This window comes from Miltoncostaea oceani (assembly GCF_018141545.1).
GTDB classification, from domain to species: Bacteria; Actinomycetota; Thermoleophilia; order Miltoncostaeales; family Miltoncostaeaceae; genus Miltoncostaea; species Miltoncostaea oceani.
Genome location: NZ_CP064356.1, coordinates 2,820,887 through 2,843,113, shown reverse-complemented (window position 1 = coordinate 2,843,113; position 22,227 = coordinate 2,820,887). Strand labels below are relative to the sequence as shown.

Below are 22,227 nucleotides of genomic sequence, written 5' to 3'. Positions count from 1 at the left end.
ATCACCGACCGTGCTCACGGACTACCACATGCACCTGCAGCCGGACGGCGTCGGCCCCCGCGCAGCGGCCGCCCCGCGGTGGGACGCCGACGGCGGCCACCTCTCCGCCGGCTGGATCGGGCGCTACGTCGCGCGGGCCCGGTCGCGGGGCGTGGGGGAGATCGCCGTCACCGAGCACGTCTACCGCTTCGCCGCGGCGCGTGACTGGCTCGCGAACGACTTCTGGCGGCAGGAGTCGACCGAGGACGTCGACGCCTACGTCGACGCGGTCACGGCCGCCCGCGCGTCGGGTCTCCCCGTGCTCGTCGGCATCGAGATGGACTGGCTCGCCGACCGCCGCGACGAGATCGGCGCGTTCCTCGACGGACGCCCCTTCGACGTCGTGCTCGGGTCGGTCCACTTCCTCGACGGACACGCCATCGACGACCCCACCGACCCCGACCGCGACCGCCGCCTCCCCGTGGCGGAGCTCTGGTCGCGGTACCTCGAGGAGCTCGTCGCCGCGGCGCGTTCGGGGCTCTACGACGTGATGTCCCATCCCGACCTGCCGAAGGTGTTCGGGCGGCGGATCCCCCCCGACATGGACAACCTGCTCGACGACGCCGTCGCCGCCATCGCCGAGACCGGCGTCGCCGTGGAGTGCTCGTCGGCGGGCCTGCGCAAGCCGGTGGGCGAGCTCTACCCCGAGCCGTCGCTCCTCGCGCGGTTCCGGCGCGCCGGCGTCCCGGTCACCCTGTCGAGCGACGCCCACTCGCCGGAGGACGTCGCCCGCGACTACCCGACGGCGGTGGCGGCCCTGCGCGGCGCCGGCTACGAGACGATCACCCGCTTCGCCGGCCGCGAGCCCTCGCAGGTGGAGCTGCGGTGGGCATGAGGGTCGGCACGGGCGTGGACGCCCACCGCTTCGGGCCGGGCCGCCCCCTGATGCTGGGGACGGTCCACGTCGCCCACGACGAGGGGCTCGTCGGCCACTCCGACGGCGACGCGATCGCCCACGCCGTCTGCGACGCGCTGCTCGCGGCCTCCGGCCAGCCGGACATCGGCGCCGTCTTCCCGCCCGGCGCGCCCGAGTGGGAGGGCGCCTCCGGCGAGAGCCTGCTGCGCGTCGTGCTGGACCGCGTCGCCGCCGCCGGCTTCACCGTCGTGAACGCCCACGCCGTCGCGGTCTGCGAGCGCCCGCGGCTGGCCCCGTACCGCGAGGAGATGGAGCGGGCCATGAGCGCGATCGCCGGGGCGCCGGTCACGGTGCACGCCACGACCACCGACGGCCTCGGGGCGCTCGGACGGGGAGAGGGCGTCGCCTGCACCGCCGTCGCCCTGCTGGAGCAGCGATGACGGTCCGCCTGCACTCGACGCTCACCAAGCGGCGCGAGGAGCTCGTGCCCGGCCCCGACGGGACCGTCCGCATCTACGTCTGCGGGCCGACGGTCTACGGTCGCATCCACATCGGCAACGCCCGGCCCTTCGTCGTCTTCTCGGTGCTGAAGCGCTTCCTCGCCCGCAGCGGCGTGAGGGTGAAGCTCGTGTCGAACCTGACGGACGTCAACGACAAGATCTACGACGCGGCGCGGGCCGAGGGCGTGCCGAGCAGCGAGCTCGCCGCGCGCTACTCCGACGCCTACATCGCCGACACCGACCGCCTCGGGCTGGGGCGCCCCGACGCCGAGCCGCGCGTCACCGAGTCGGTGCCCGCCATCATCGACATGATCGCCACCCTCGTGGACCGCGGGCTGGCGTACGCCGCCGAGGGCGACGTCTACTACCGCGTCGCCCGCTTCCCCGGCTACGGGCGCCTGTCGGGCCGCAACCTCGACGACGTCATCTCCACCGAGCCGGGCGCCGGCAAGGAGTCGCCCCTCGACTTCGCCCTCTGGAAGGGCCGCAAGCCCGACGAGGACACCTGGTGGGACTCGCCGTGGGGCCCGGGGCGGCCCGGCTGGCACATCGAGTGCTCCGCGATGGCCGAGGAGGCGCTCGGACACGGCTTCGAGGTCCACGGCGGCGGGATCGACCTCGTCTTCCCGCACCACGAGAACGAGATCGCCCAGTCCGAGGGCGCCCACGACGGGCCGATGGCGCAGATCTGGATGCACAACGAGATGCTCGAGCTCGGCGACGAGAAGATGAGCAAGAGCCTCGGCAACATCGCCCCGCTCTCCGACGTGCTCGACCGCTGGCCGGCCGAGGTCGTCATCGCGTACTTCCTCACGAGCCACTACCGCTCGCGCCTGCCCTTCTCGGAGGAGCGGATGGCCGAGGCCGAGGGTGCGCTCGCCCGCCTCGCGAACGCGCTGCGCACGCTGGACCGCGCCATCGCGGGCGGCTCCGAGGACAGCCACGACGCCGACCTGTCGCGCACCATCGTCGAGGGGCGCGACCAGTTCTTCCGGGCGTTGGAGGACGACTTCTCCACCCCCGAGGCCTTCGCGGCCCTGTTCGAGATGGTCCGCGGGACGAACCGGGCGGTCGCGGCGGGCACCGCCGGCGCCGCCCAGCTCCGCGAGGCGCGCCGCGAGCTCATCGAGCTGCTCGACGTCCTCGGGATCGCCGGCATCGACCCCGGCCCGGCCGACGCCGTGCCCGACGAGGTCATGGCCCTCGCCCACGAGCGCCAGGAGGCCCGGACGGCGCGCGACTTCGCCCGCGCGGACGCCCTGCGCGACCGCGTCCGCGCGCTCGGCTTCGAGATCACCGACACCGCCGACGGCCCCCGGGTCGAGCCGGCATGAGCGCCCGGGGCCGCGACGACGGCCCCGAGAGGGTCTACGGCCGCAACCCGGTCCGCGAGCTGATCGCCGCGGGCCGGCGCCCGCTGCACGAGGTCGCCGTCCTCGCGACGCTCGCGGACGAGCCGTGGCTCGCCGGCGTGCCGGTGGTCACCCGCACCCGCGACGAGCTCGGGCGCCTCGCCGGGTCGTCGGACCACCAGGGCGTCGTCGCGACGACCGACCCCTACCCGTACGCCGACCCGCTCGACGTGCTGGAGGGCGACGGCCCGGTCGTCTGCCTCGACGGCGCGCAGGACCCCCGCAACCTCGGGGCGATCGCGCGGGTCGCCGAGGGGGTGGGGGCGGCGGGCATCGTCATCCCCCGCCGCGGCAGCCCCGGCGTGACGCCGACGGTGGCGAAGGCGTCGGCGGGCGCGGTCGAGCACCTGGCGATCGCCCGGGTGGGGAGCATGGTCGGGTTCCTGCACGACGCGCGCGGCGGCGAACGGGTCGCGATCGGCGCCGACCCCGAGGGCGGCCGCGACTACCGGACGATCGCGTGGCCCCGGGACGTGCTGCTCGTGATGGGCGCCGAGGGCGAGGGTCTGCGTCCCCGGGTGCGCGAGGAGTGCGACCACCTCGCGACCATCCCGATGGCGGGACGCGTCGCGTCGCTCAACATCTCGGTCGCCTCGGCCATCCTGCTGTATGCAACGTTGCACATGCCGAAATGACGCTATTTGCGGCAATGTCGCATTGACTCGCCTTTGTGCGGACGATAACAATGCGCAACTCGTCACATCCAAACGCTTGAGTTCAGCTTGAAGGTCGAGGGCTGAACCAGGGAGAAAGCCCATGACCATCGCGTTCTCAAGAGCTCAAGCCTCATCACGGGGGCGCGCCGACCGGCCCGACGGGCACAAGCCTCAGCCTTGGATCGAGATTCAGGATCGCGCCCTCATCACACGGGCGCGGGCGGGTGATGCGGCCGCGATGGACCGGCTGATCGAGAAGTACCGCGGCTTCGTCCGCATGAAGGCCAGCGCCTACTTCCTGGCCGGGGGCGAGAACGAGGACCTCGTGCAGGAGGGCCTGATCGGGTTCTTCAAGGCCGTGCGCGACTACCGCACGGACCGCGAGGCGTCGTTCCGTTCGTTCGCGGAGCTGTGCGTCACCCGTCAGATCATCACCGCGATCAAGACGGCCGCGCGCAACAAGCACTCGCCGCTCAACACCTACGTCTCGTTCAGCCACACGCGCGCCGGCGCGAGCGGCGACCAGGAGATGTCCCTCGCCGAGGTCCTCCCGGACGATCCTGTCGGCGACCCGATCTCCCAGGTCATCTCCTCCGAGGAGCTGCGCAGCCTCGTCGGCTGCCTCGGCGAGTCGCTGTCCGGCCTCGAGAGCGGCGTCCTCACGATGTACCTCGAGGGCCGCTCCTACGAGGAGATCGCCGGCCGCCTCGACTGCACCCCGAAGACGGTCGACAACGCGCTGCAGCGCGTGAAGCGCAAGGTGCAGACGCACCTGCGCAGCCGCGAGGTCCTCGACCTGCGCTAGGCGTCCCGCCCCGTCGCGGCCGGCCGGCACACCGCCGCGCCGTCCGCGACGAGCGCGTCGATCTGCGCGTCGGACCGCCCCAGCTCCCGCAGCACCTCACGGGTGTCCGCCCCGAGGTGCCGTCCGGTGAAGCGGATCGCCCCCGGCGTCTCCGAGAGGCGCACGACGGGGGAGGTCATGGTCACGGAGCCGACCTCGTCGTCCTCGACGGTCTCGACGAGGCCCGTCGCGCGGGCGTGGGGGTCGTCGAAGAGGTCGTCGCGTTCGCGCACCGGCGCGGCGGGCACGCCGGCCGCGGCGAGGACGTCGTCCCACTCGGCGGTGGTGCGCTCCCGGAACGCCGGGGCCAGCAGCTCCACCAGCTCCGGCTCGCGGGTGACCCGCGCGGCGCGGTCGTCCCACGGCGGCGCGTCGAGGAGCCCGGGGTGCCCGAGCACGTCGCACAGCAGCCGGGCGAGCCGCTCCGCGTAGGCGGCGACGGCGATCCAGCCGTCGGCGGTGCGGTACGCCCGGTAGAAGGCCCGTGAGAACGTCGGCACGCCGTGGCCGGGGAGCCCCTCGATGCGCACCAGGGAGTGGGCGTTCAACGCGACGGCCGACCCGAGGATGGTCGCCTCGACGCGCTGGCCGCGGCCGGTGCGCCCCCGCTCGATGAGGGCGGCGAGGATGCCGGTCGTGGCGAGGAGGGGGAGGGCGGTGTCGTTGATGGGGATCGGGGAGCCGGCGGGCGCCTCGCCCTCGCGGGCCATGCTCGGCGGCATGAACCCGGCGAGCGCCTCGGCCATCAGGTCGTAACCGCGCCGTCCGCCCCGCGGCCCGTCCGGCCCGAACGCCGAGATCTCGCAGTAGACGAGACCGGGGTTGAGGGCGCGGGCCTCCTCCCACCCGAAGCCGAGCGCCTCCGGGACGCCGGGGCGCATGTTGGTGACGAGCACGTCGGCGCGGGCGATCAGGTCGTGCAGCGCGGCGCGGGCGCCCTCGTGGCGGAGGTCGAGGCAGACGGCCCGCTTGTTCCGGTTCGCCTGCATGTAGTGCCGCCCGCGGCCCGGCTGGCCGGGGATGCGCTCGTGCTCGCGCCACTCGTCCCCCTCGGGGCGCTCCACCTTCACGACCTCGGCGCCGAGGTCCCCGAGGTGCATCGTGGTCAGCGGACCGGCGAGGTTGTGGGAGAGGTCGAGGACCCGCAGGCCCGTGAGCGGAGGGGCGGACACGGGCCGATGCTATCCTCGGCCGGTTCCGCACGGCACGAGAGGAGCCACGCGATGGGCCTGATGGGCCGCTTCACGACGATCGTCAAGGCCAAGGCCAGCAAGGCCCTCGACAAGGCCGAGGACCCGCGGGAGACGCTCGACTACTCCTACGAGAAGCAGCTCGAGCTGCTGCAGAAGGTGCGCCGCGGCGTCGCCGACGTCGCGACCAGCAAGAAGCGCCTGGAGCTGCAGGCGGCGAAGCTGGAGCAGAGCGTCGAGAAGCTCGACGGGCAGGCGCGCCAGGCGCTGGGGGCGAACCGCGAGGACCTCGCCCGCGTCGCCCTGGAGCGCAAGAAGGGCGTCCAGCTGCAGCTGCAGAGCATCGACGAGCAGCGCGCGACCCTGCAGGCCGAGCAGGACAAGCTGGTGCTCGCCGAGCAGCGGCTGACGGCGAAGGTCGAGGCGTTCCGGACCCGCAAGGAGACCATCAAGGCCCAGTACACCGCGGCCGAGGCGCAGACGAAGATCGGCGAGGCCTTCAGCGGCGTGTCGGAGGAGATGGCCGACGTCGGCATGGCGATCGAGCGGGCCGAGTCGAAGACCGAGACGATGCGGGCCCGCGCCGGCGCGATCGACGAGCTGCTGGAGTCCGGCGCCCTGACCGACGTCACCGACGGGCGGGACTCCATCGACCGGGAGCTGGACCAGCTGTCGGTGTCGAGCGGCGTGGACGCCGAGCTGGAGCGCCTCCGCGGCGAGATCGGCGCGGGGTCGTCGCCGGCCCCCGACCAGATCGAGGGCGGGGGGAAGGCGTCGTGATCGTCCGCATCCTCGGCGAGGGCCAGTACAAGCTCGACGACGCGGCGTTCGCCGCGGTGCACGCGATCGACGACCGCGTCCAGGAGGCCGCCGACGCGGGTGACGACGCCGCGTTCGCGGCGGCGTTGACGGAGCTGGTGGACACCGTCATCGCGACCGGCGAGCCGCTGCCGGCCGACGACCTCCACGCGTCCGACGCGATCGTCCCCGGCCACGGCACGACGCTCGCGGACGCGCGCGAGCTGCTCTCCTCCGAGGGTCTGATCCCGAACTAGCGCCGCGGCGCCGGTCCGGCCCGCCGTCGTTCAGGTGGGGGCGACCGGCGCGTCCCAGACGGGGTACCAGCGCTCCAGCTCCGGCTCGAACGGCAGCTCGGAGCCGACGGCGGACTGCAGCCGCAGCTCGAGGGCGTTGTCGCGGCGCTTCGACTCCCGTGGGGCGAAGGGGTAGAAGGTCCCCCGCTTGTAGCCGTAGACGAGGTCGACCTGGCCGGGGGGGCCGTCGAAGCCGAAGACGGCGCAGAGGAGCTGCTCCGAGAAGCCGCGCTCCTCGAGTGACCGGCTGACGACGTGGGTGGTGGTGACGAGGTCCTCGAGGTCGGGGTCGTCGATGACCACCCACGAGAACCCGTAGGGGTCGTCGTGGCGGCTGACGGTGGTGCCGGCGTCGGAGCTCGTCGCGGCGAGGAGCTCCTCCGTCTCGCGGATGAGGGCCTCGAACACCCCCGCCTCGATGTTCTTGAAGCAGACCCCCGCGCGGCCGGTGGTGCGCAGGTCCATCGCCGCCTCGAGGGTCATGGCGGCGGCGCCGATGGCGAAGAGGTTGTCGAGGTCGGCGCGCTTCGGTGCGCGCTGCCCGCGGAGGACGTCGAAGAGGCCCACCTAGAGCGTCGCGCCGGGGTTCGCGTCGAGCTGCGCCTGCATCTCCATGAGGCGGGCGATCCGCTTCTCCGCCGGCGGGTGGGTGGAGATGATGCTCGACAGCGACAGGCCCTTCGCGACGGCGGGGATGATGAAGAACGCGTTCATCCCCTCGGCGGCGCGGAGGTCCTCGGTGGGGATCCGCGACATCGTCCCGCTGATCCGGCCGAGCGCCGACGCGAGCTGGGCGGGCGCCCCCGTCATGATCGCGGCGCCGCGGTCGGCGGCGAACTCCCGGTACCGCGACAGGGCGCGGAGCAGCAGGAACGACGCGACGTAGACGACGATCGACACGAGGATGACGACGAGGAACACGGCGGCGCTGTTGTCCTTGCGGTCGCGTCCGCCGCCCATCATCCCGCTGTAGACGCCGAACCGGACGAGCAGGCCAGCGACGGTCGCGAGGAAGCCCGCGACCGTCATGACGATGACGTCCTTGTTGGCGACATGGGAGAGCTCGTGGGCGATGACGCCCTCCAGCTCTCGCGGCTCGAGGCGGTCCATGAGGCCGGTGGTGACGCAGACGGTGGACGTCTTGCGGCTGTGCCCGGCGGCGAACGCGTTGGGGATCTCGGACCGTGCGATCGCGACGCGGGGCTTCGGGAGGTCGGCGAGCTGGCAGAGGCGCTCGACCATGGCGTGCAGTTCCGGCGCCTCGTGCGGTTCGGTGACGTGGGCGCCCATGGAGGCGAGGGCGATCTTGTCGCCGAAGAGGATCTGCACCAGCGCGAAGCCGGCGGCGATGACGAGGACGACCACGGCCCCGACGCCGGCGGCGATGAGCGCGCCGATGAAGAAGACGTAGACGAGCCCGAGCCCGAAGAGGGTGAGGCCCATGCGCAGGGTGAGGCCGGAGTCGCGCCCGTACCAGCGTCGTGTGGCCACCGTCGTCGTCCCCCGTCGTCGTCCGTGCCCCTCCGTCCGATGATAGACCGCTCCGACGGCGTACCCTCCGGGGTGCGTGACGAGCTACCCGATACGACGCGTGTGGTGGGCGGTGCCGTTCCTGTTGCCGCTGTCACCGGACCGCCCGTTCGCCGAGGTCGGCGGAGGGGAGGTGCGGGTGCGGATGGGGCTCCACGGGCGCGCGGACGTCCCCGTCGCCCGGATCGACCGCGTCGGCACGTTCGACTGGCCGTTCTGGGGCGGTGTCGGCGCGAGGATCACGAAGGGGATGGTCGCCTTCGTCGGCGCGCCCGGGTCGATGGTGGTGCTGGAGCTGGCGGAGCCGATGAAGGTCCGCGCGCCGCTGTCGTGGACGACCGCCCGGATCGGGGTCGGGGTCGAGGACCCCGATGCGTTCATGGCGGAGGTCGCCGCCGCCCGTCGCTGACGCGACGCCCCCGCCCGCCGCCCGCTATGCGTCGGGCTGGATCGCCACGATCTCGTTGCCGTCGGGGTCGAAGAACTGGAGCATCCGGGCGCCGCCCATGTCCTCGATCCGGCCGCGCTGGACGTCGTTCTCCCCGAGGTGCCGGTCGACGGCCTCGACGTCGTCGGTGCGCAGGATGACCGTCGCGCCCCCCTGGTGCGGCCGCGTCGCGAGCTCCCCCGACAGGGCGATGACGGTGTCGCCGGCCTGCAGCTCGGTCCAGTCGTTGCCCTCCCGCCGGAGCACCTCGAGGCCGAGGATGCCCGAGTAGAAGGCGACCGCCTTGTCCATCGAGCACACCTGGTAGAAGACGACGTCGACGCCGGAGAAGAGGCTCATGCGGCAAGTCTAGTCAGCCGCCGCGGACGGATCCCCGGGGACGTCGTGACGGCCCTTCCCGCGTTGCCTTTACGTCGGTCCCCCCGGCTCCCCGGTTCCGTCGATGATCCAATTGGACCATCGCTCCTCGTCCAAGTGGACCTCGATGCTCCGGCCAAGTGGACCTCGACCCGCCGGCCAAGTGGACCTCGATGCTCCGGCCAAGTGGACCTCGACCCCGCGACCAAGTGGACCTCGGCTCTTCGGCCACCTGGACTTCGGCTCCTCGGTCCAAGTGGACCTCGACCCGCCGGCCAAGTGGACGTCGGCTCCTCGGTCCAAGTGGACCTCGGCGCTCCGGCCAAGTGGACGTCGGCTTCTCGGTCCAAGTGGACCTCGGCGCTCTGGCCAAGTGGACGTCGGCTTCTCGGTCCAAGTGGACCTCGATGCCCGGTCCAAGTGAACCTCGGCTCTTCGGCCAAGCGGACCTCGACCTCCCGGCCGAGTGGCCGCCGGGCGGGCCGAGACGGCTCCTCGGTCCAAATGGACCTCGGGGCGACGGCCAATTGCGCCATGGACGGCGCGGGGGCGCCGGGGACCGTCGCCCGATCACCCCGGGGCGACGTCGTCAGAGCGGTCGAAGCGCCACGGGGGACGGGGGCCGCGCGGGCTCCTCGTCCGCGCCGGCGGGGTGTTCACGCCGGCGGGGCGCCTCCGTCGATCGGGGGGAGCGGGTGACCCGCTCCGTCGATCACGCGGGGCGGGTTCCCCGCGTCGTCCCTCCTCCACCGACGGGCTCGGAGCGGGACGCTCCTCCTGGTCCGTCCGCCGCATCCCTGCGACGTGCGCACCGAGCCCGTCGGCACAGCAGTCCGTCAGTCGAGGTCCGGACCTCGACGCCCCTCACAGTGCCGCGACGCGGATCCCACGACGCGAGCGACGCGCCTCCTCGTTCTGGCGGAGCGCGGAGCACACCGACAGCGCGACGCGGTAGCCGGCGTCGGACTCGGCGCCGGTCATCACCATCGTGCAGGCGGCGCGGCCCGAGAGGGAGCGCACCAGGCGCCGGGGGCGCTCGGAGATGATCATCATCGGCCGGTCGTCGGCGTGCAGGCCGTCGGCGAGCTGGCGCCAGTCGGCGTCGTCGCCGCGGAGGTCGAGCATCACGATGTCGCCCGAGGCGGGCGGGGTCTCGTCCATCGAGGCCTCGCTGCCGAGCACGACGTAGCCGAGCCGGGTGAGGGTCTCCTCGAGGGCGGAGCGGCCGGCCCCGTCGGAGCCGAGGACCAGGATCTGGGTCTGGTGGTGCATCTGTTCGTACCCCATATCGCGAGAGTTTCTGCGCGGTCCCCGCATCGGGCGGGGGGCGCGGGACGCGGATCGACCCTGTCGAGGACGCACCTCGACCGGGTCGGGGGCCGAACTAGCCGGGCCGGCGGACCGCCATGCCGTGGCCGCTGCGGGGACCGAGGAGGCCGAGCAGGTACACGCGCTCGGACAGCTGCGGACGCGGCGCGTAGGCCGCGAGCAGGAGGGTGCCCAGCAGGATGAGGAAGACGATGCTCGACGCGGGCGGGGCGCCCGAGCCGGGGAGGACGTAGCCGGCAAGCACCTCGAGCAGGCTCGCACCGGAGGGCACGCTGCCCTCGGGGGCGACCAGCCGCGTAACGAAGGCGGTGGGCTCGACGGTGGGCGAGTCGTCGAACGACGACGCGTCGACCGTCGGGAGGCCGTTGCCGGCGGGGCCCGCGGCGTTCGGGTCGAGCGCGGGGGCCATCGGGTACGTCACGAACGGGTCCGTCGGGGGAGCGACCGCGACGGGCGCGGGCGGCTCGGCGGCGGAGGCGGCCGGGGCCGCGACGGGGGCGTCGGGCGGCGACGCGTCGACCGAGGTCGGCGCGAGGACGCTCGGCGGCGTCGAGGGCGGCGCGAGCGGCGCGACGACGACCGGGGCGACGCGGATGGCGTCGCCGAGGCGCGGCGCGTCGGGGGTGACGGGGAGCGGCGCGACACCCGGCGGGGGGGCCGGGGTGGCCACCTCGGGCGTCGGGACGACCTCGCCGGCGGGAGCGGGCGGGGTGACGGCGTCACCGGGCTGCTCGCTCGGCGGCGGGGCGGGGGCCTCGGTCGATCCGCCGTCCGTCGCGGGCGACTCATCGACCGGCGTCCCCGGCTGCTCCTCGACGGGCGCCTGGTCCACCGGCGACGGGTCGTCGGCGGGGGCCGGCTCCGTGGAGTCGTCCGACGGCGCGGGCGTCTGCTCCGTGGAGCTCGGGGTGCTCGCGGCGGTCGGCTCGGCCACCGCGGCCTGGCCGAACGCCAGGGACGGGAGGGCGAGGGCGGCCACCAGGGCGATCACGGCGAGGACCATCCATCGCGCCGACCGGAGCCCAGTGGTGTTACGGCCCGTCATCATCGAAGGAGGTACGCGTCCCGCCATGTCGGAGTCCCACCGGCGGCGGAGGCCGCCGGCGGGGGCAGACTACACCGGTGCCCGGACCTGCGGAAAGGGCGCGGGGTGAGGATCCCCCGTTCGGGGGAAGGGCGACCGGGAGGGGCGTTTCGATGAGGGTTCCGCAGCGGTGGACGACGGTGGTGGCGACCCTGGCGCTCGTGGCGGCGGCCGCTGCCGGGTGCGGGGGCGACGCCGACGACGCGGGGACGACCGCGACGGGCCCCGCGGACGCGACGTCCACGGCGGCCGCGACCGCCCCGGCGACGGTGACGGTGACCCTCTGGTTCGCCGACGCCGACGGGCGCCTGCGCACCGAGCGGCGGGCGGTGCCCGCCGGGGACGACCGGCTCCGCGCCGCCCTCGATGCCCTCGCCGCGGGACCCACCGACCCGGCGCTGCTGCCCGCCCTGCCGGCCGGCACCCGCGTGCTCGGCGCGTCGTCCGACGGCGCCCTCGCGACGGTCGACCTGAGCGGCGCGTTCACGTCCGGCTACCCGCCGGGGGGCGCCGCCGCCGAGCTCGCGATCGTGGGACCCCTGGTGCGCACCGCGGCCGCCGCCTCCGGCGCGCCGCGCGTCCTGGTGCGGGTGGAGGGCGGCACCCCCGTGCCGACGGGGTCGCAGTTCGACTTCTCCGTCCCCTTCTCCCCGGGGGATCTCCCGGCTCCGTAGCGCCGGGGGATGACGGCGGACCCCGGCGTTAGAGTCGATCGCCGGTGCTCCCCGCCACCCAACTCCACCTCCCGCTCCCCGCACCCCAACCCGGCGCCGAGGGTGGCGACTCGATGCCCGACCGCCTCTGCGCGCTCCTCGCGCGGAGGGGCCGGCCGCTGGAGGTGGGCCACGTCGCCTCCCAGCTCCTGCGCCTGCGGCGGTGCCCCGAGTTCCTGCAGCGCAAGCTCGTCGCCGAGATCGTCGAGGGCGACGCCCGCCTGGCGTGGCTCGGGCGCGACCTCGTCGGCCTCGCACCACCCGACTGGTCGGACACCGAGCTCTCCGAGGCGACGTTCTGCGTCGTCGACCTCGAGACGACCGGCGGGTCGCCGGGGCGGTCGAAGGTCACCGAGATCGGGGCGGTCCGCGTCCGCGCCCTGCGGATCGAGGAGCGCTTCAGCAGCCTCGTCGACCCGGGCCGGCCGATCCCGCCCGTCGTGACCGACCTGACGGGGATCGACGACCGCATGGTCCGCGGCCACCCCGACATCGCGCGGGCGCTCCCCGGCTTCGTGGAGTTCGCCGGCCAGGACGTCCTCGTCGCCCACAACGCCCCGTTCGACCTGCGGTTCCTCAACTACGAGCGGCGGCGGCTCACGGGCCGCTACTTCACGCAGCCCTGGCTCGACACCCTCATCCTCGCCCGCCGCCTCCTCGCGGGACGCGCGGGGCGCCACGACCTCGCGACCCTCGCCGAGTGGGCGCAGACGACCGTCCGCCCCAACCACCGCGCCCTGCCCGACGCGGAGGCGACCGCCGAGGTGCTAGTGGTGCTCATCGGGATGCTCGCCGAGCGCGGCGTCGTCACCCTCGAGCGCGCCGTCGCGTACGCCGGCCTCGGCGGCATGCGCCACTCCCACAAGCTCGCCCTCGCGGAGGACCTGCCCTCCACGCCCGGCGTGTACCTCATGCGCGACCGCAACGGCGACGTCCTCTACGTCGGCAAGGCGGGGAACCTCCGGCGGCGGGTGCGGGCGTACTTCGGGCCCGGGGGCAAGCACGGCCGGCTCATCGGCCGGGCGCTGGAGCGCCTCGAGGTGATCGACCACGAGACCTGCGGGTCGGAGTTCGCGGCTCTGCTGCGCGAGAACCGGCTGATCAAGGACCTGCAGCCGCCGTGCAACCGGCGTGGCACCGGCGGCGCCGGCCGGTACCTGCGCCTCGTCGGGGGCCCGGAGCCCCGGCTGCACCTCGCCGCCGCGGTCCGCGACGACGGGGCCGGCTACTTCGGCCCGTTCCGCTCCCAGCGGATGGCCCGCGAGGCCGTCGCCTGCCTCGAGGTCCTCTACCCGTTGCGCGACGCCGACCCCGGCCTCCGGGAGATGTCGGTGCGCGACCTCGGCGCCGTGCTCGCGGGGGACCCCGTCGCGCTCGGGGGCCTCGGCTGCCGCCTCGGCGCGGCCGTGGCGTCCGGGGCCGTGTACGTCGAGCGGGGGGAGGGGCCCGACGGGCCGCGCGCCGTGCTCGCGCTGCTCGCCGCCCTCGCGCGCGCGCGACGCGCGACGACGCGGTCGGGCGTCATCGTGGAGCCCTCCGGCCCCGACGGGGCCGCCGAGGTCTTCTTCGTCGCGGGCGGCGTGATCCGCCATCGGGCCGTCGTCGACGCCGCGGCGTGGACCACGCCGGTGCGCGACGGCCTCGCCCGGCTGCGGCGCCACGCCCGCCCACCCGCCCCCCTCCTCGCCGCCGACGCCCTCGACGAGGCGTCCCTCGTCGAGGAGCGCCTGCGCGACGGCGCCGACGCGCTCACCCTGCGGCCGGGGTGGCGGACCGCCCGGGCGCTCGAGCACGTCGGCCGCGCCGTCGACCGGATCGCGGCGACCGCGCGACCCGCCGACGAGGCGATGACGGCGTGACGGCCGGCTGATGGCCCTGCGGGCCGCGGCCGCGCTCTCGCTGAGCGGCCGCTTCGGCCCGCTCGGCTCCCAGGCGGGCGCCGGGCTCGACGCCTGGGCCCGCGACCGGGGCGTCCGCCTGCGCATCGAGGACGACGGCAGCGACCCCGCGCGGAGCGCACGCCTCTGCGCCGGCCTCGCCGGGTCGGCGGACCTGCTGTTCGGCCCCTACGGCAGCGGCGCCGGGCGGGCCGTCGCCGAGGCGATGGACGGTCGGCCCGAGGTCGTCTGGAACCACGGGGCGGCGGCCGTCCCGCGGAGGGCGGCGCGCCTCGTCGACGTTCTCGGGCCGGCGCGCTCCTACTGGCGCGGTCTGCCCGCGGTCCTCGGCCCCGCGCCCCGCGTCGCCATCGTCCGCGCGCCCGGGGGCTTCGGCGCGGAGGTCGCCGAGGGCGCCGCCGCGGCGTTCGCCGCCGCCGGCGTCGCCCCGGTCGCCGACGTCGCCCTCGACCCCGGGGACCCGGGCGCCGCCGTCCGCGCCGCCGCCGGGGCGGGGGCCGCGTGGGTCGTCGGGGGCGGCCGGCTCGAGGACGACCTCGCGCTCGGCCGCGCCCTCGCCGGGTCGGGGATCGCCGCGGCCCTCGTCGCCTGCGGGGTCGCCGAGGCGGGCAGGGCGCTCGGGGACGCCGTCGTCGGCTGGCTCGGACCCGTCCAGTGGGACGGCACGCCCGGGCCCGTCGCCCTGCCGCCGGGCTGCGACTACCCGGCGGCGCAGGCCCTCGCCGCCGGCCTCGTCGCGGAGGAGGCCGTCGCCCGTGCCGGCTCGACCGCCCCCGACGCCCTGTGGGACGCGGCCCGCGCGTTGCGCACCCACACGCTGATCGGTCCGTTCGCCGTCGACGACGCCGGGCGCCAGACGGCGCACGCCCCGGTCATCGTCCGGTGGGAGCGGGGCCCCGGCGGCCCGCACCGCGTCGTGGTCCCGCGGGCCGACACCGGGGAGCCGTGAGACACTGACACCGTGATCCGGCCGGGTGGCGCACACGCGGAGGCGGTCGTGCGCCTCGTCGAGTGGTTCGGGCGCGAGGGCGCGGACCTGCCGTGGCGCCGCACGCGGGACCGGTGGCTGGTGCTCGTCGCCGAGGCACAGCTGCAGGCGACGCCCGTCGCGCGGGTGCTGCCCTACTACGCGCGGTTCACCGCCCGCTGGCCGACCCCCGCCGACATGGCCCGCGCGGAGCTCGGCGACGTCCTCGCCGAATGGCAGGGGCTCGGGTACCCGCGGCGGGCCCGCAACCTCCACGCCGCCGCCCGCGTCGTCGCCGTGGACGGGTGGCCCGACCGGCTCACCGACCTCCCCGGCGTCGGGCCCTACACCGCCGCCGCGATCCGCTGCTTCGCCGACGGCGAGGACGTGCTGCCGGTCGACACCAACGCGGCGCGGGTCGTCGCCCGCCGCTTCCCCGGCGGCTGGCCGGGCGCGCCCGGCCGCGGGTGGGAGGCGGGCCAGGCGATCATGGACCTCGGGCGCATCTGGTGCACCGCCCGGGCGCCCCGCTGCGGATCGGGCTGCCCCCTGCGCGACGGCTGCCCCGCCGCGGACGGCGGCACGGCCGTCGCCCTCACCCCCGCCCGGCGGCCCCAGGGGCGCTACGAGGGGTCGATGCGCCAGCGCCGCGGCGCGTTGCTGCGGGAGCTGGCCGACCGTGGTGAGGTCGACGCGGCCCGCGACCCCGAGGCCGCCGCGAGCCTCGTGGCCGAGGGCCTCGCCGGCGCCCGCGGCCCGGTGCTGGTGCGCGCCCGATGAGGGGCCAGCAGGTGGTCGTCGCCGCGGTCATCGAACGGGGCGGGCGGATCCTCGTCAGTCAGCGCGGACCCGGGGTCGGGCAGCCCGGCCGGTGGGAGTTCCCCGGCGGCAAGCGCGAGCGCGGCGAGGGGGACGAGCAGGCGCTCCGCCGCGAGCTGCGCGAGGAGCTCGGCGTCGAGCTCGAGGTCGGCCCCCGCGTCTGGACCGCCCGCGCGGGCCCGCTCGAGCTGCGCTTTTTCCGTTGTCCCTGGGCCGGCGGTCAGCGGCCCCGGCCGCACGGCAGCGTCCAGTTCCGGTGGGTCCGCCGCGAGGACCTCCCCGCCCTGTCGTTCCCGCCCGCCGACGCCGGCCTCGTGCGGGCGCTCGCCGAGGGCGGCATCTGACGTCGCCCGCGGCCGGGGCGTTTGTGCGGCCCGGTAGACTTCGGGCGGACCCGGGAGGTGGGGATGGCAAAGGCAAAGCGGCAGCGGCGGAACAGCATCCGGACGATGTCGGCGGACCAGTCAGCGCTCGAGGCCCTCGAGTCGCTCGAGCGCGCCGAGCGTTCCGCGACGGAGACCGACGAGGACGGCGGCACCAGGGAGCCGGCCCCGGCGGCGACGCGCGAGCCCGAGGGCGACTGACCGCCAGGGGGGCGCCCGCGCCCCCGCTCAGGTCGCGCGGGTGAAGGCCTCTCCGCTGACCAGGAACCGGACACGGCCGCCGAGCTCGGCGCCGTTGTTCGCGACCCGCTCGAGGTGGCGGCCCACGAGCACCGCCGCGGCCGACCAGACCCGCGTCTCCGGCTCGTCGGGCGCGGCCGCGGTGCTCGCGACCACCTCCCCGAGCATCTGACGCACGACGGCGGCCTCCACGGCCGCCTGCTCACCGAGCTCCGCGTCGCCCCGGGCGATGGCCTGCACCGCCCGCGCGAGCGTGTCGACCGACCGGGCGCTCATCCGCGAGATCAGCGCCTGCACCTCGGGGACGGCGCCCTCCGGGCGCACCGACGTCGCGGCCTCCGCGATCGCCACGGCGAGGTCGCCGACCCGCTCGAGCGCGATCACGGCGATCAGCCCGACGTGCAGCAGCCGCTGGTCGCCCGCGACGGGCGCCTCCAGCAGCTGCAGGCTGAAGACCTTCTGGTCGAGCTCGGCGCACCGCGCGTCGACCTGGTCGTCGGTGGCGATGACGTCGGCCGCGGCGGCGACGTCGACGTCCTCCCAGGCGGCCACCCCGCGCTCGACCTGCGACAGCACCAGGCTCGCCATCTCGACGAGCCCGGTGCGGAAGTGCTCCATCTCTGCCTGGAAGTGGAGTCGCGTCGACATCGTGGTGATCCTCTCATGCCCGCAGGGCCACGATGTGAACGCGCTGTCACCGCAACGGCAGGTACCGCCCCGAGAACGCGATGAGCGCGTCGGTCGTCGCGATCAGGCGGCTGCCGGCGACGGCGCGGGTCGCGCGGACCCCCCCGTCGGGCGCCTGCAGCCGCCGCAGCGCGGCGCGGGTCGACGCCGGCGGGGTGCGCCCGAGGGCCCGGAGCGCCCGGATCGCGCCCGCCGTCGAGTTGGCGTCGGCGGGTCGTCCGCCGCCGGCGGTGGCGTACCCGCCGTCGGGCGCCCGCTGCGCCGTCATCCAGGCGGCCGCGGCCCGCAGGCCGGGGTCGGACGCCGGCAGGCCCGCGGCCCGCAGGCCCTCGATCACCGCCGCGGTGGCGTCGACCGAGTCCCTCCGCCGCGCGAGGGAGAAGTCCCACCCGCCGGCGCCGCGGGCGGCGAGGGTCGCCCGGACGGCGTCGCGGGGCACCGGTACCGACGCCGCCGACAGCGCCAGCATCGACAGCGCCTGGTCGTACGCCGTTGCGCCGTAGCGACCCGATGCGTAGCGGGTCGTGACCCGGCGGACGTAGTCGACGCCGCCGAGGCGGCGGGGATCGCCGCCGGCGGCGACGGAGGCCATCACCACCTTGGCGGCGCCGCCCGCGGTGCGGGCGTACGACGGCGCCACCCGGCCGAGGGCGCGCAGGCGCGGCCGCAGCGCGGCCGGCGTGCGTCCCTGGGCCCGGAGGGCGACGATCACGTCGGCCTGCTGACCGCCGGGGGCGCCCGTCGCGTTCGCCGCGAGCCAGCTCGCCGCCCGCGCGGCCGCGCGGTCGTCGGCGGTGGCCGCCCCCGCGTGGGGGGCGGCCACGGCGACCGCGGCGACGGCGAGGACGACCGGTCCGGCGCGCCTCACCGGCGGGCCGGGGCGACCCGGAAGGCCCCGGTGTTGATGCGCGACAGGCCGCGTGCCTCGCGGTTGCCGGCGCCGTCCGTCGCGCGGCTCCAGACGCGCCAGCTCCCCGGCGCCAGCCCCCTGCCCGTGGGGAGGAGCCAGTTGCCGCCGACGCTGCGGGCCGTCACGTAGACGGGACGCGCGCAGGCCCGCGGGGCCGTCAGGCCGCCGGAGCGGGTGCGGAACCGGCACTGCGTCCCGACGCGGCGGGCGAGGGCCACCTGCACCGACGCGACGTCGGAGCGGTCCGGGCCGGCGACGCCGCGGATGCCGCGGACGGACCGGGCGACCGACCCGATGCGCGGGTGGGTGATGCGGCTGCCCGGGGCGACCGTGTCGGCCGCCGCCGAGGTGCCGGCGCCGGGGGTGGCCGGGGCGGGGGCCGCCGGCAGGTTGCAGACCGTGGGGTCGGCGCCGAAGGAGCAGACCGGGCGCGCCGCGCTGCGGATGTCGCCGGCGCGCGTCGCCTGGACCGTCTGCAGGCCCGTGCCCTGGGCGACGAGCGTCACCTGCCCGGCGGCGTCCGCCGTCGCGGCGGTCGCGCCGTACCGCACCTGGGCGCCCGCGGCCGGCGCCGCGGAGCCGTCCGCGGCGTAGCTCGTCACCGACACCGTGAAGCTCCCGCCGGTGCCGATGCGGTCGCCCGACGGCGTCACCTCGAGCTCCCGGGCCCCGTCGGCGGCGCCGTAGTACCAGAGGACCCGGTCGCCCGCGGCGAGGGTCGTGTCGCTCGCGCCGACCGGCGGCGAGACCCGGTTGACGCGGTACTGCCAGCCGACCGCGCCGGCGTTCGCGTCGGGGCCGATCCTCTGCACGAGGATGGCGGAGAAGGCGGGGAAGTACTCGAACCCGAACCCGAGGCCGGTGCTGGACGTGGCCCGGTAGAGCTGCCAGAAGGCCGACCCGCGGCTCACGTCGACGGGGGCGGAGTTGGTGTCGTAGACGGTCGACGTGCCGGTCCCCTCGATGGGGATGGCGCTCTCCGGGACGAGCGTGGTCGTGGATCCCTCGACCCGGACGACGGTGTCGACGGCGGAGGCGACGGGGGCCGCCAGGAGCGTGGCAGCGCAGGCGGAGGCCAGGGTGGCCCGCAGGGTGAAGCGCACGATGTGATCCTCGATTCGCGGAGGTATGGGTGCGGGGCCGGAGCAGGTCTCCTGGCTCGTCCGGTGTGAACGCGAGGCCCGCGGCCTTCCCAGGTCCCCCCAGTGGCTGACGCGATGTCGTGCGGGCTCGCTCCCGGATCACAGTGGCGCGACCGCGCCGGATTCCCACCGGCTTCCCTCGCACCGACCCCGTGAAGCGAGGCCAACCTACCCGCTAGGCTGAGTGGGTGTCCACCGCCCGATCGCTCGCCCTCGCGGACGGTCGGAGGGTCGGGTGGGTGGAGAGGATCAACCGCGAGCCCGGGTACTTCTGCCTGGCGACGCTGACGATCACCGCCACCGGGCTCGCCCTCGACCGCAACGCCGGCCTCGGCTTCCAGCTCCTGCTCGCCCTCTGCACGTGGGGCTTCCTGGCGGTGGCGTTCGTCTACCTCACCCCGATGGAGCGGGCGCAGACGTCGGTGGTCGTCGTGGTCGCGACGTGCGCGGAGATCATCGGCTCGGTGATCTGGGGCGTCTACAGCTACCGGCTCGGGAACCTGCCGCTGTTCGTGCCACCCGGCCACGGGCTCGTCTACCTCACCGGCCTGCGCCTGAGCCAGACCCAGTTCTTCCGCCTGCGGCCCGCGCTGCTGGTGCGCATCGCCATCACCGGCGTCACCGTCTGGGCCGTCCTCGGCCTGACGGTGCTCAGCCGCACCGACGTCGCCGGGGCGATCGGCGCGACCGTCCTCATCGTCTTCCTGCTGCGGGGCCGCGCCCCGACGGTCTACGCCGGCGTCTTCCTGGTCGTCGCCGCCCTCGAGATCTACGGCACGTGGATCGGCACGTGGACCTGGGCCGCGGAGATCCCCGGCACCGGCATCGCCGACGGCAACCCGCCGAGCGGGGCCGCCAGCGGATACGTGTTCTTCGACATCGCGGCCCTCGCCCTGGCCCCCTACGTGCTGGTGGCCTGGGAGCGCATGCGCGGACCGCGCGGCCCCGGCGACGGGCCGCCGGTGGCGGCCCCCGGCACCTGACCTAGGCCTGGGCGGAGAGGTGCTCGGCGCAGGCGGCCGCGTGCCCGCCGTGCCGGACGCCCATGAGGGTCACCTCGGTCGGCCAGCCCGGCGCGGGCGCCGCGGCGTCGGCGGGCGCCGCCGTCACGACGGCGCGCCACCCGGCGACCGCGACCTCCCACCCCACGTCGAGGAAGTCGAGGGTCATGTCGTGCAGCAGGTCGGGGGGCCCGACGAGGAGGTAGCTGGGAGGGGGCGGAGGCACGTCGCGTCCGCACACTAGACTCGGCGGCCGTGGCGGCGCAGTCCATCACCGGTGAGATCAGCCTTATCTGGCAGGACGTCGACCCCTACGCGGGCGACGTCCTCCTCATGACGCTGGACACCGACGAGCCGATGCGCATGAACACCTTCGAGATCAGCGGCGACCTGGCCGCGCGCCTGAAGGACGGCGTGCTCGAGGAGGGGATGCGCGTGCGGGTCGACTGCCGCTCCGAGACGATCGAGATGGTCAACCTCGAGAACGGCGAGACGACCGACGAGGACCGCGCCGTGGTGCTCGACGTGGTGGTCCTCGGCGCGTGACGCGCTCCGGCGACCCCGGCGGGTCCGTCTATACTCGCCCCGCCATGGAGGGCTCTTCCTTGGGGCGTAGCCAAGGGGTAAGGCAGCGGGTTTTGGTCCCGCGACCGGAGGTTCGAATCCTCCCGCCCCAGCCAGTCAGAACCTCCTCTCTCCAGCCCGGGACGGACTCGACAACCGCATGAGCATCGGCGCCGTCGTCCTCGCCGCCGGTCAGGGAACACGGATGCGCTCCGCCCTGCCCAAGGTGGTCCACCCCCTCGCCGGCCGGCCCATGGTCGGCTGGGTGCTCGACGCCCTCACCGGCGCGGGCGCCGCCCGCACCGTCGTGGTGATCGGGCACGCGGCCGACGTCGTCCGCGACGCACTGCCGGCCGGCGTCGACGTCGCCGTGCAGGAGGAGCAGCTCGGCACGGGCCACGCGACCCGGGTCGGCCTCGGGGCCCTCGCCGCCGACTGCGACGTCGTGATCGTCGCGTGCGGCGACACCCCCCTCCTGCCCGCCGCCCTCGTCGCGCGCATGGTCGAGGAGCACCGCGCCGCCGGCGACCGCGCGGCGACCATGCTCACCGCCGTCGTGCCGGACGCCGCCGCCTACGGCCGCGTGGTGCGCGGACCCGGCGACACCGTCGCCCGCGTCGTCGAGGCCCGCGACGCCTCACCCGCCGAGCTGGCGATCCGCGAGTTCAACGCCGCTCTCTACGTCTTCGACCGGGCCCGCCTGGAGACGGCGCTCGCCGGCCTCGGCAGCCACAACGCCCAGGGCGAGATCTACCTCACCGACGCGCTCGAGGCCCTCGACGGACCCGTCGTCGCCGTGACGATCGACGACCCCGAGCCCGCGACCGGCGTCAACGACCGCATCGACCTGGCGGCGTGCGAGGCGGCCCTGCAGCGCCGCCTGCGCGACGAGATGATGATCGCCGGGGTGACGATGCCCGACCCCCAGGCCGTGTACCTGTCGGCGGGGGCGACCGCCGGGCCCGACACCGTGCTGTGGCCGGGCACGCACCTGCGCGGCGACACCGTCATCGGGGAGGGCTGCAGCATCGGCCCCGACGTCGTCATGACCGACACGGTCGTCGGCGACCGCTGCACCGTCGTCAGCGCCCACCTCGTGTCGTCGACGCTCGCCGACGACGTCAGCGTCGGCCCGTTCGCGTACCTGCGCCCCGGGGCCGACCTGCGGCCCGGCGCGAAGGCCGGCACCTACGTCGAGATCAAGAAGAGCGTCATCGGCGCGGGGGCGAAGGTGCCGCACCTCTCCTACATCGGGGACGCCGACATCGGCGAGGGCACCAACATCGGCGCCGGCAACATCACCGCCAACTACGACGGCTTCCGCAAGCACCGCACGCGGATCGGCGCGCGCGTGAAGACCGGCTCCGACTGCGTCTTCGTCGCGCCCGTGACGGTCGGCGACGACGCCATGACCGGTGCCGGTTCGATCGTCACCGACGACGTCCCCGACGGGGCGCTCGGCATCGCCCGCGCCCGCCAGTCGGTGATCGAGGGGTTCACGGCAAAGGCGACCGCCCGCGCGCGGGAGGCCGCCAGCGAAGGTGGGGGGGACAGCCGGTGAGCA

Annotated in this window: 27 protein-coding genes, 1 tRNA gene and 1 riboswitch; of the genes, 18 read left to right on the top strand and 10 right to left on the bottom strand. The window is 75.4% G+C overall.

The window, feature by feature from the left end; translation table 11 throughout:
• Positions 1-10: 10 nt before the first annotated feature.
• The 5 genes from IU369_RS14535 (at position 11) to sigH (ending at position 4,268) form a co-directional block, all read left to right on the top strand.
• Positions 11-874, top strand: a complete 864-nt coding sequence (locus IU369_RS14535) for a histidinol-phosphatase (protein WP_217921702.1) — start codon at positions 11-13, stop codon at positions 872-874.
• A complete protein-coding gene (gene ispF, locus IU369_RS14530; protein WP_217921701.1) occupies positions 871-1,335 on the top strand; it encodes a 2-C-methyl-D-erythritol 2,4-cyclodiphosphate synthase in 465 nt (154 codons plus the stop codon). The genes IU369_RS14535 and ispF overlap by 4 nt, the downstream gene beginning before the upstream one ends.
• Complete coding sequence (cysS, locus tag IU369_RS14525) at positions 1,332-2,729, top strand: cysteine--tRNA ligase (protein ID WP_217921700.1); 1,398 nt, start codon at positions 1,332-1,334, stop codon at positions 2,727-2,729. The genes ispF and cysS overlap by 4 nt, the downstream gene beginning before the upstream one ends.
• Complete coding sequence (locus IU369_RS14520) at positions 2,726-3,442, top strand: TrmH family RNA methyltransferase (protein ID WP_217921699.1); 717 nt, start codon at positions 2,726-2,728, stop codon at positions 3,440-3,442. The genes cysS and IU369_RS14520 overlap by 4 nt, the downstream gene beginning before the upstream one ends.
• A 127-nt stretch (positions 3,443-3,569) precedes the next feature.
• Complete coding sequence (gene sigH / locus IU369_RS14515) at positions 3,570-4,268, top strand: RNA polymerase sporulation sigma factor SigH (RefSeq protein ID WP_343233244.1); 699 nt, start codon at positions 3,570-3,572, stop codon at positions 4,266-4,268.
• Here the strand turns inward: sigH and IU369_RS14510 are convergent.
• Complete coding sequence (locus IU369_RS14510) at positions 4,265-5,479, bottom strand: CaiB/BaiF CoA transferase family protein (protein ID WP_217921697.1); 1,215 nt, start codon at positions 5,477-5,479, stop codon at positions 4,265-4,267. The genes sigH and IU369_RS14510 overlap by 4 nt on opposite strands.
• Before the next feature lie 51 nt (positions 5,480-5,530).
• Here IU369_RS14510 and IU369_RS14505 point away from each other — a divergent pair, with 51 nt between their 5' ends.
• A complete protein-coding gene (locus IU369_RS14505; RefSeq protein WP_217921696.1) occupies positions 5,531-6,277 on the top strand; it encodes a PspA/IM30 family protein in 747 nt (248 codons plus the stop codon).
• Positions 6,274-6,552 (top strand): PspA-associated protein PspAA, encoded by a 279-nt coding sequence (pspAA, locus tag IU369_RS14500; RefSeq protein ID WP_217921695.1) that lies wholly within the window; start codon positions 6,274-6,276, stop codon positions 6,550-6,552. The genes IU369_RS14505 and pspAA overlap by 4 nt, the downstream gene beginning before the upstream one ends.
• A gap of 30 nt (positions 6,553-6,582) precedes the next feature.
• Here the strand turns inward: pspAA and pspAB are convergent, their stop codons facing one another.
• Both pspAB and htpX read right to left on the bottom strand, forming a co-directional pair.
• Positions 6,583-7,158 carry a PspA-associated protein PspAB gene (gene pspAB / locus IU369_RS14495; protein WP_217921694.1) on the bottom strand — a complete coding sequence of 192 codons (576 nt, stop codon included), beginning with the start codon at positions 7,156-7,158 and terminating at the stop codon, positions 6,583-6,585.
• On the bottom strand, positions 7,159-8,082 hold the full coding sequence (gene htpX / locus IU369_RS14490) for a zinc metalloprotease HtpX (protein ID WP_217921693.1): 924 nt from the start codon (positions 8,080-8,082) through the stop codon (positions 7,159-7,161).
• Positions 8,083-8,158: 76 nt separating this feature from the next.
• Here htpX and IU369_RS14485 point away from each other — a divergent pair, with 76 nt between their 5' ends.
• On the top strand, positions 8,159-8,530 hold the full coding sequence (locus tag IU369_RS14485; RefSeq protein ID WP_217921692.1) for a hypothetical protein: 372 nt from the start codon (positions 8,159-8,161) through the stop codon (positions 8,528-8,530).
• Between the two features lie 24 nt (positions 8,531-8,554).
• On the opposite strand, the gene IU369_RS14480 is transcribed toward IU369_RS14485, so the two are convergent.
• The 3 genes from IU369_RS14480 to IU369_RS14470 form a co-directional block, all read right to left on the bottom strand.
• Positions 8,555-8,908 (bottom strand): VOC family protein, encoded by a 354-nt coding sequence (locus tag IU369_RS14480; protein WP_217921691.1) that lies wholly within the window; start codon positions 8,906-8,908, stop codon positions 8,555-8,557.
• 882 nt (positions 8,909-9,790) lie between these two features.
• Positions 9,791-10,213 (bottom strand): hypothetical protein, encoded by a 423-nt coding sequence (locus IU369_RS14475; protein ID WP_217921690.1) that lies wholly within the window; start codon positions 10,211-10,213, stop codon positions 9,791-9,793.
• A gap of 97 nt (positions 10,214-10,310) precedes the next feature.
• Entirely contained in the window at positions 10,311-11,246 is a 936-nt protein-coding gene (locus IU369_RS14470) for a hypothetical protein (RefSeq protein ID WP_217921689.1), read from the bottom strand.
• 206 nt (positions 11,247-11,452) lie between these two features.
• Here IU369_RS14470 and IU369_RS14465 point away from each other — a divergent pair, with 206 nt between their 5' ends.
• From IU369_RS14465 to IU369_RS14440, 6 genes are all read left to right on the top strand, one after another.
• Positions 11,453-12,013, top strand: coding sequence for a GerMN domain-containing protein (locus tag IU369_RS14465; protein ID WP_217921688.1), 561 nt, complete (start codon positions 11,453-11,455; stop codon positions 12,011-12,013).
• A gap of 113 nt (positions 12,014-12,126) precedes the next feature.
• The gene (locus IU369_RS14460) at positions 12,127-13,911 is read left to right on the top strand and encodes an exonuclease domain-containing protein (protein ID WP_217921687.1); all 1,785 of its coding nucleotides are present in this window, start codon (positions 12,127-12,129) and stop codon (positions 13,909-13,911) included.
• A 10-nt stretch (positions 13,912-13,921) separates the two neighbouring features.
• Positions 13,922-14,899, top strand: a complete 978-nt coding sequence (locus tag IU369_RS14455) for an ABC transporter substrate-binding protein (RefSeq protein ID WP_217921686.1) — start codon at positions 13,922-13,924, stop codon at positions 14,897-14,899.
• Between the two features lie 12 nt (positions 14,900-14,911).
• Positions 14,912-15,697: an HhH-GPD family protein gene (locus IU369_RS14450; protein ID WP_217921685.1), complete on the top strand. Its 786-nt coding sequence runs from the start codon at positions 14,912-14,914 to the stop codon at positions 15,695-15,697.
• Positions 15,694-16,080 (top strand): (deoxy)nucleoside triphosphate pyrophosphohydrolase, encoded by a 387-nt coding sequence (locus IU369_RS14445; RefSeq protein WP_217921684.1) that lies wholly within the window; start codon positions 15,694-15,696, stop codon positions 16,078-16,080. Before IU369_RS14450 ends, IU369_RS14445 begins: the two co-directional genes overlap by 4 nt.
• A 63-nt stretch (positions 16,081-16,143) precedes the next feature.
• Entirely contained in the window at positions 16,144-16,320 is a 177-nt protein-coding gene (locus IU369_RS14440; protein WP_217921683.1) for a hypothetical protein, read from the top strand.
• 27 nt (positions 16,321-16,347) lie between these two features.
• Here the strand turns inward: IU369_RS14440 and IU369_RS14435 are convergent, their stop codons facing one another.
• The 3 genes from IU369_RS14435 to IU369_RS14425 are packed head-to-tail and all read right to left on the bottom strand — an operon-like array spanning position 16,348 to position 19,059.
• Positions 16,348-17,007 carry a phosphate signaling complex PhoU family protein gene (locus IU369_RS14435; protein ID WP_217921682.1) on the bottom strand — a complete coding sequence of 220 codons (660 nt, stop codon included), beginning with the start codon at positions 17,005-17,007 and terminating at the stop codon, positions 16,348-16,350.
• 46 nt (positions 17,008-17,053) lie between these two features.
• Complete coding sequence (locus IU369_RS14430; RefSeq protein ID WP_217921681.1) at positions 17,054-17,914, bottom strand: prenyltransferase/squalene oxidase repeat-containing protein; 861 nt, start codon at positions 17,912-17,914, stop codon at positions 17,054-17,056.
• The gene (locus IU369_RS14425) at positions 17,911-19,059 is read right to left on the bottom strand and encodes a DUF4430 domain-containing protein (RefSeq protein ID WP_217921680.1); all 1,149 of its coding nucleotides are present in this window, start codon (positions 19,057-19,059) and stop codon (positions 17,911-17,913) included. The genes IU369_RS14430 and IU369_RS14425 overlap by 4 nt, the downstream gene beginning before the upstream one ends.
• Positions 19,060-19,103: 44 nt before the next feature.
• Positions 19,104-19,238: riboswitch (cobalamin riboswitch) on the bottom strand.
• A 48-nt stretch (positions 19,239-19,286) separates the two neighbouring features.
• Between IU369_RS14425 and IU369_RS14420 the strand changes: the two genes are divergently transcribed.
• The gene (locus tag IU369_RS14420) at positions 19,287-20,081 is read left to right on the top strand and encodes a hypothetical protein (RefSeq protein WP_217921679.1); all 795 of its coding nucleotides are present in this window, start codon (positions 19,287-19,289) and stop codon (positions 20,079-20,081) included.
• A 1-nt stretch (position 20,082) separates the two neighbouring features.
• On the opposite strand, the gene IU369_RS14415 is transcribed toward IU369_RS14420, so the two are convergent.
• Positions 20,083-20,325, bottom strand: coding sequence for a hypothetical protein (locus tag IU369_RS14415; protein WP_217921678.1), 243 nt, complete (start codon positions 20,323-20,325; stop codon positions 20,083-20,085).
• Between the two features lie 29 nt (positions 20,326-20,354).
• Here IU369_RS14415 and IU369_RS14410 point away from each other — a divergent pair, with 29 nt between their 5' ends.
• From IU369_RS14410 to glmU, 3 genes are all read left to right on the top strand, one after another.
• Complete coding sequence (locus IU369_RS14410) at positions 20,355-20,645, top strand: hypothetical protein (protein ID WP_217921677.1); 291 nt, start codon at positions 20,355-20,357, stop codon at positions 20,643-20,645.
• A 60-nt stretch (positions 20,646-20,705) separates the two neighbouring features.
• A tRNA-Gln gene (locus IU369_RS14405) sits at positions 20,706-20,779 on the top strand.
• Between the two features lie 44 nt (positions 20,780-20,823).
• On the top strand, positions 20,824-22,224 hold the full coding sequence (glmU, locus tag IU369_RS14400) for a bifunctional UDP-N-acetylglucosamine diphosphorylase/glucosamine-1-phosphate N-acetyltransferase GlmU (protein WP_217921676.1): 1,401 nt from the start codon (positions 20,824-20,826) through the stop codon (positions 22,222-22,224).
• Positions 22,225-22,227: the final 3 nt, after the last annotated feature.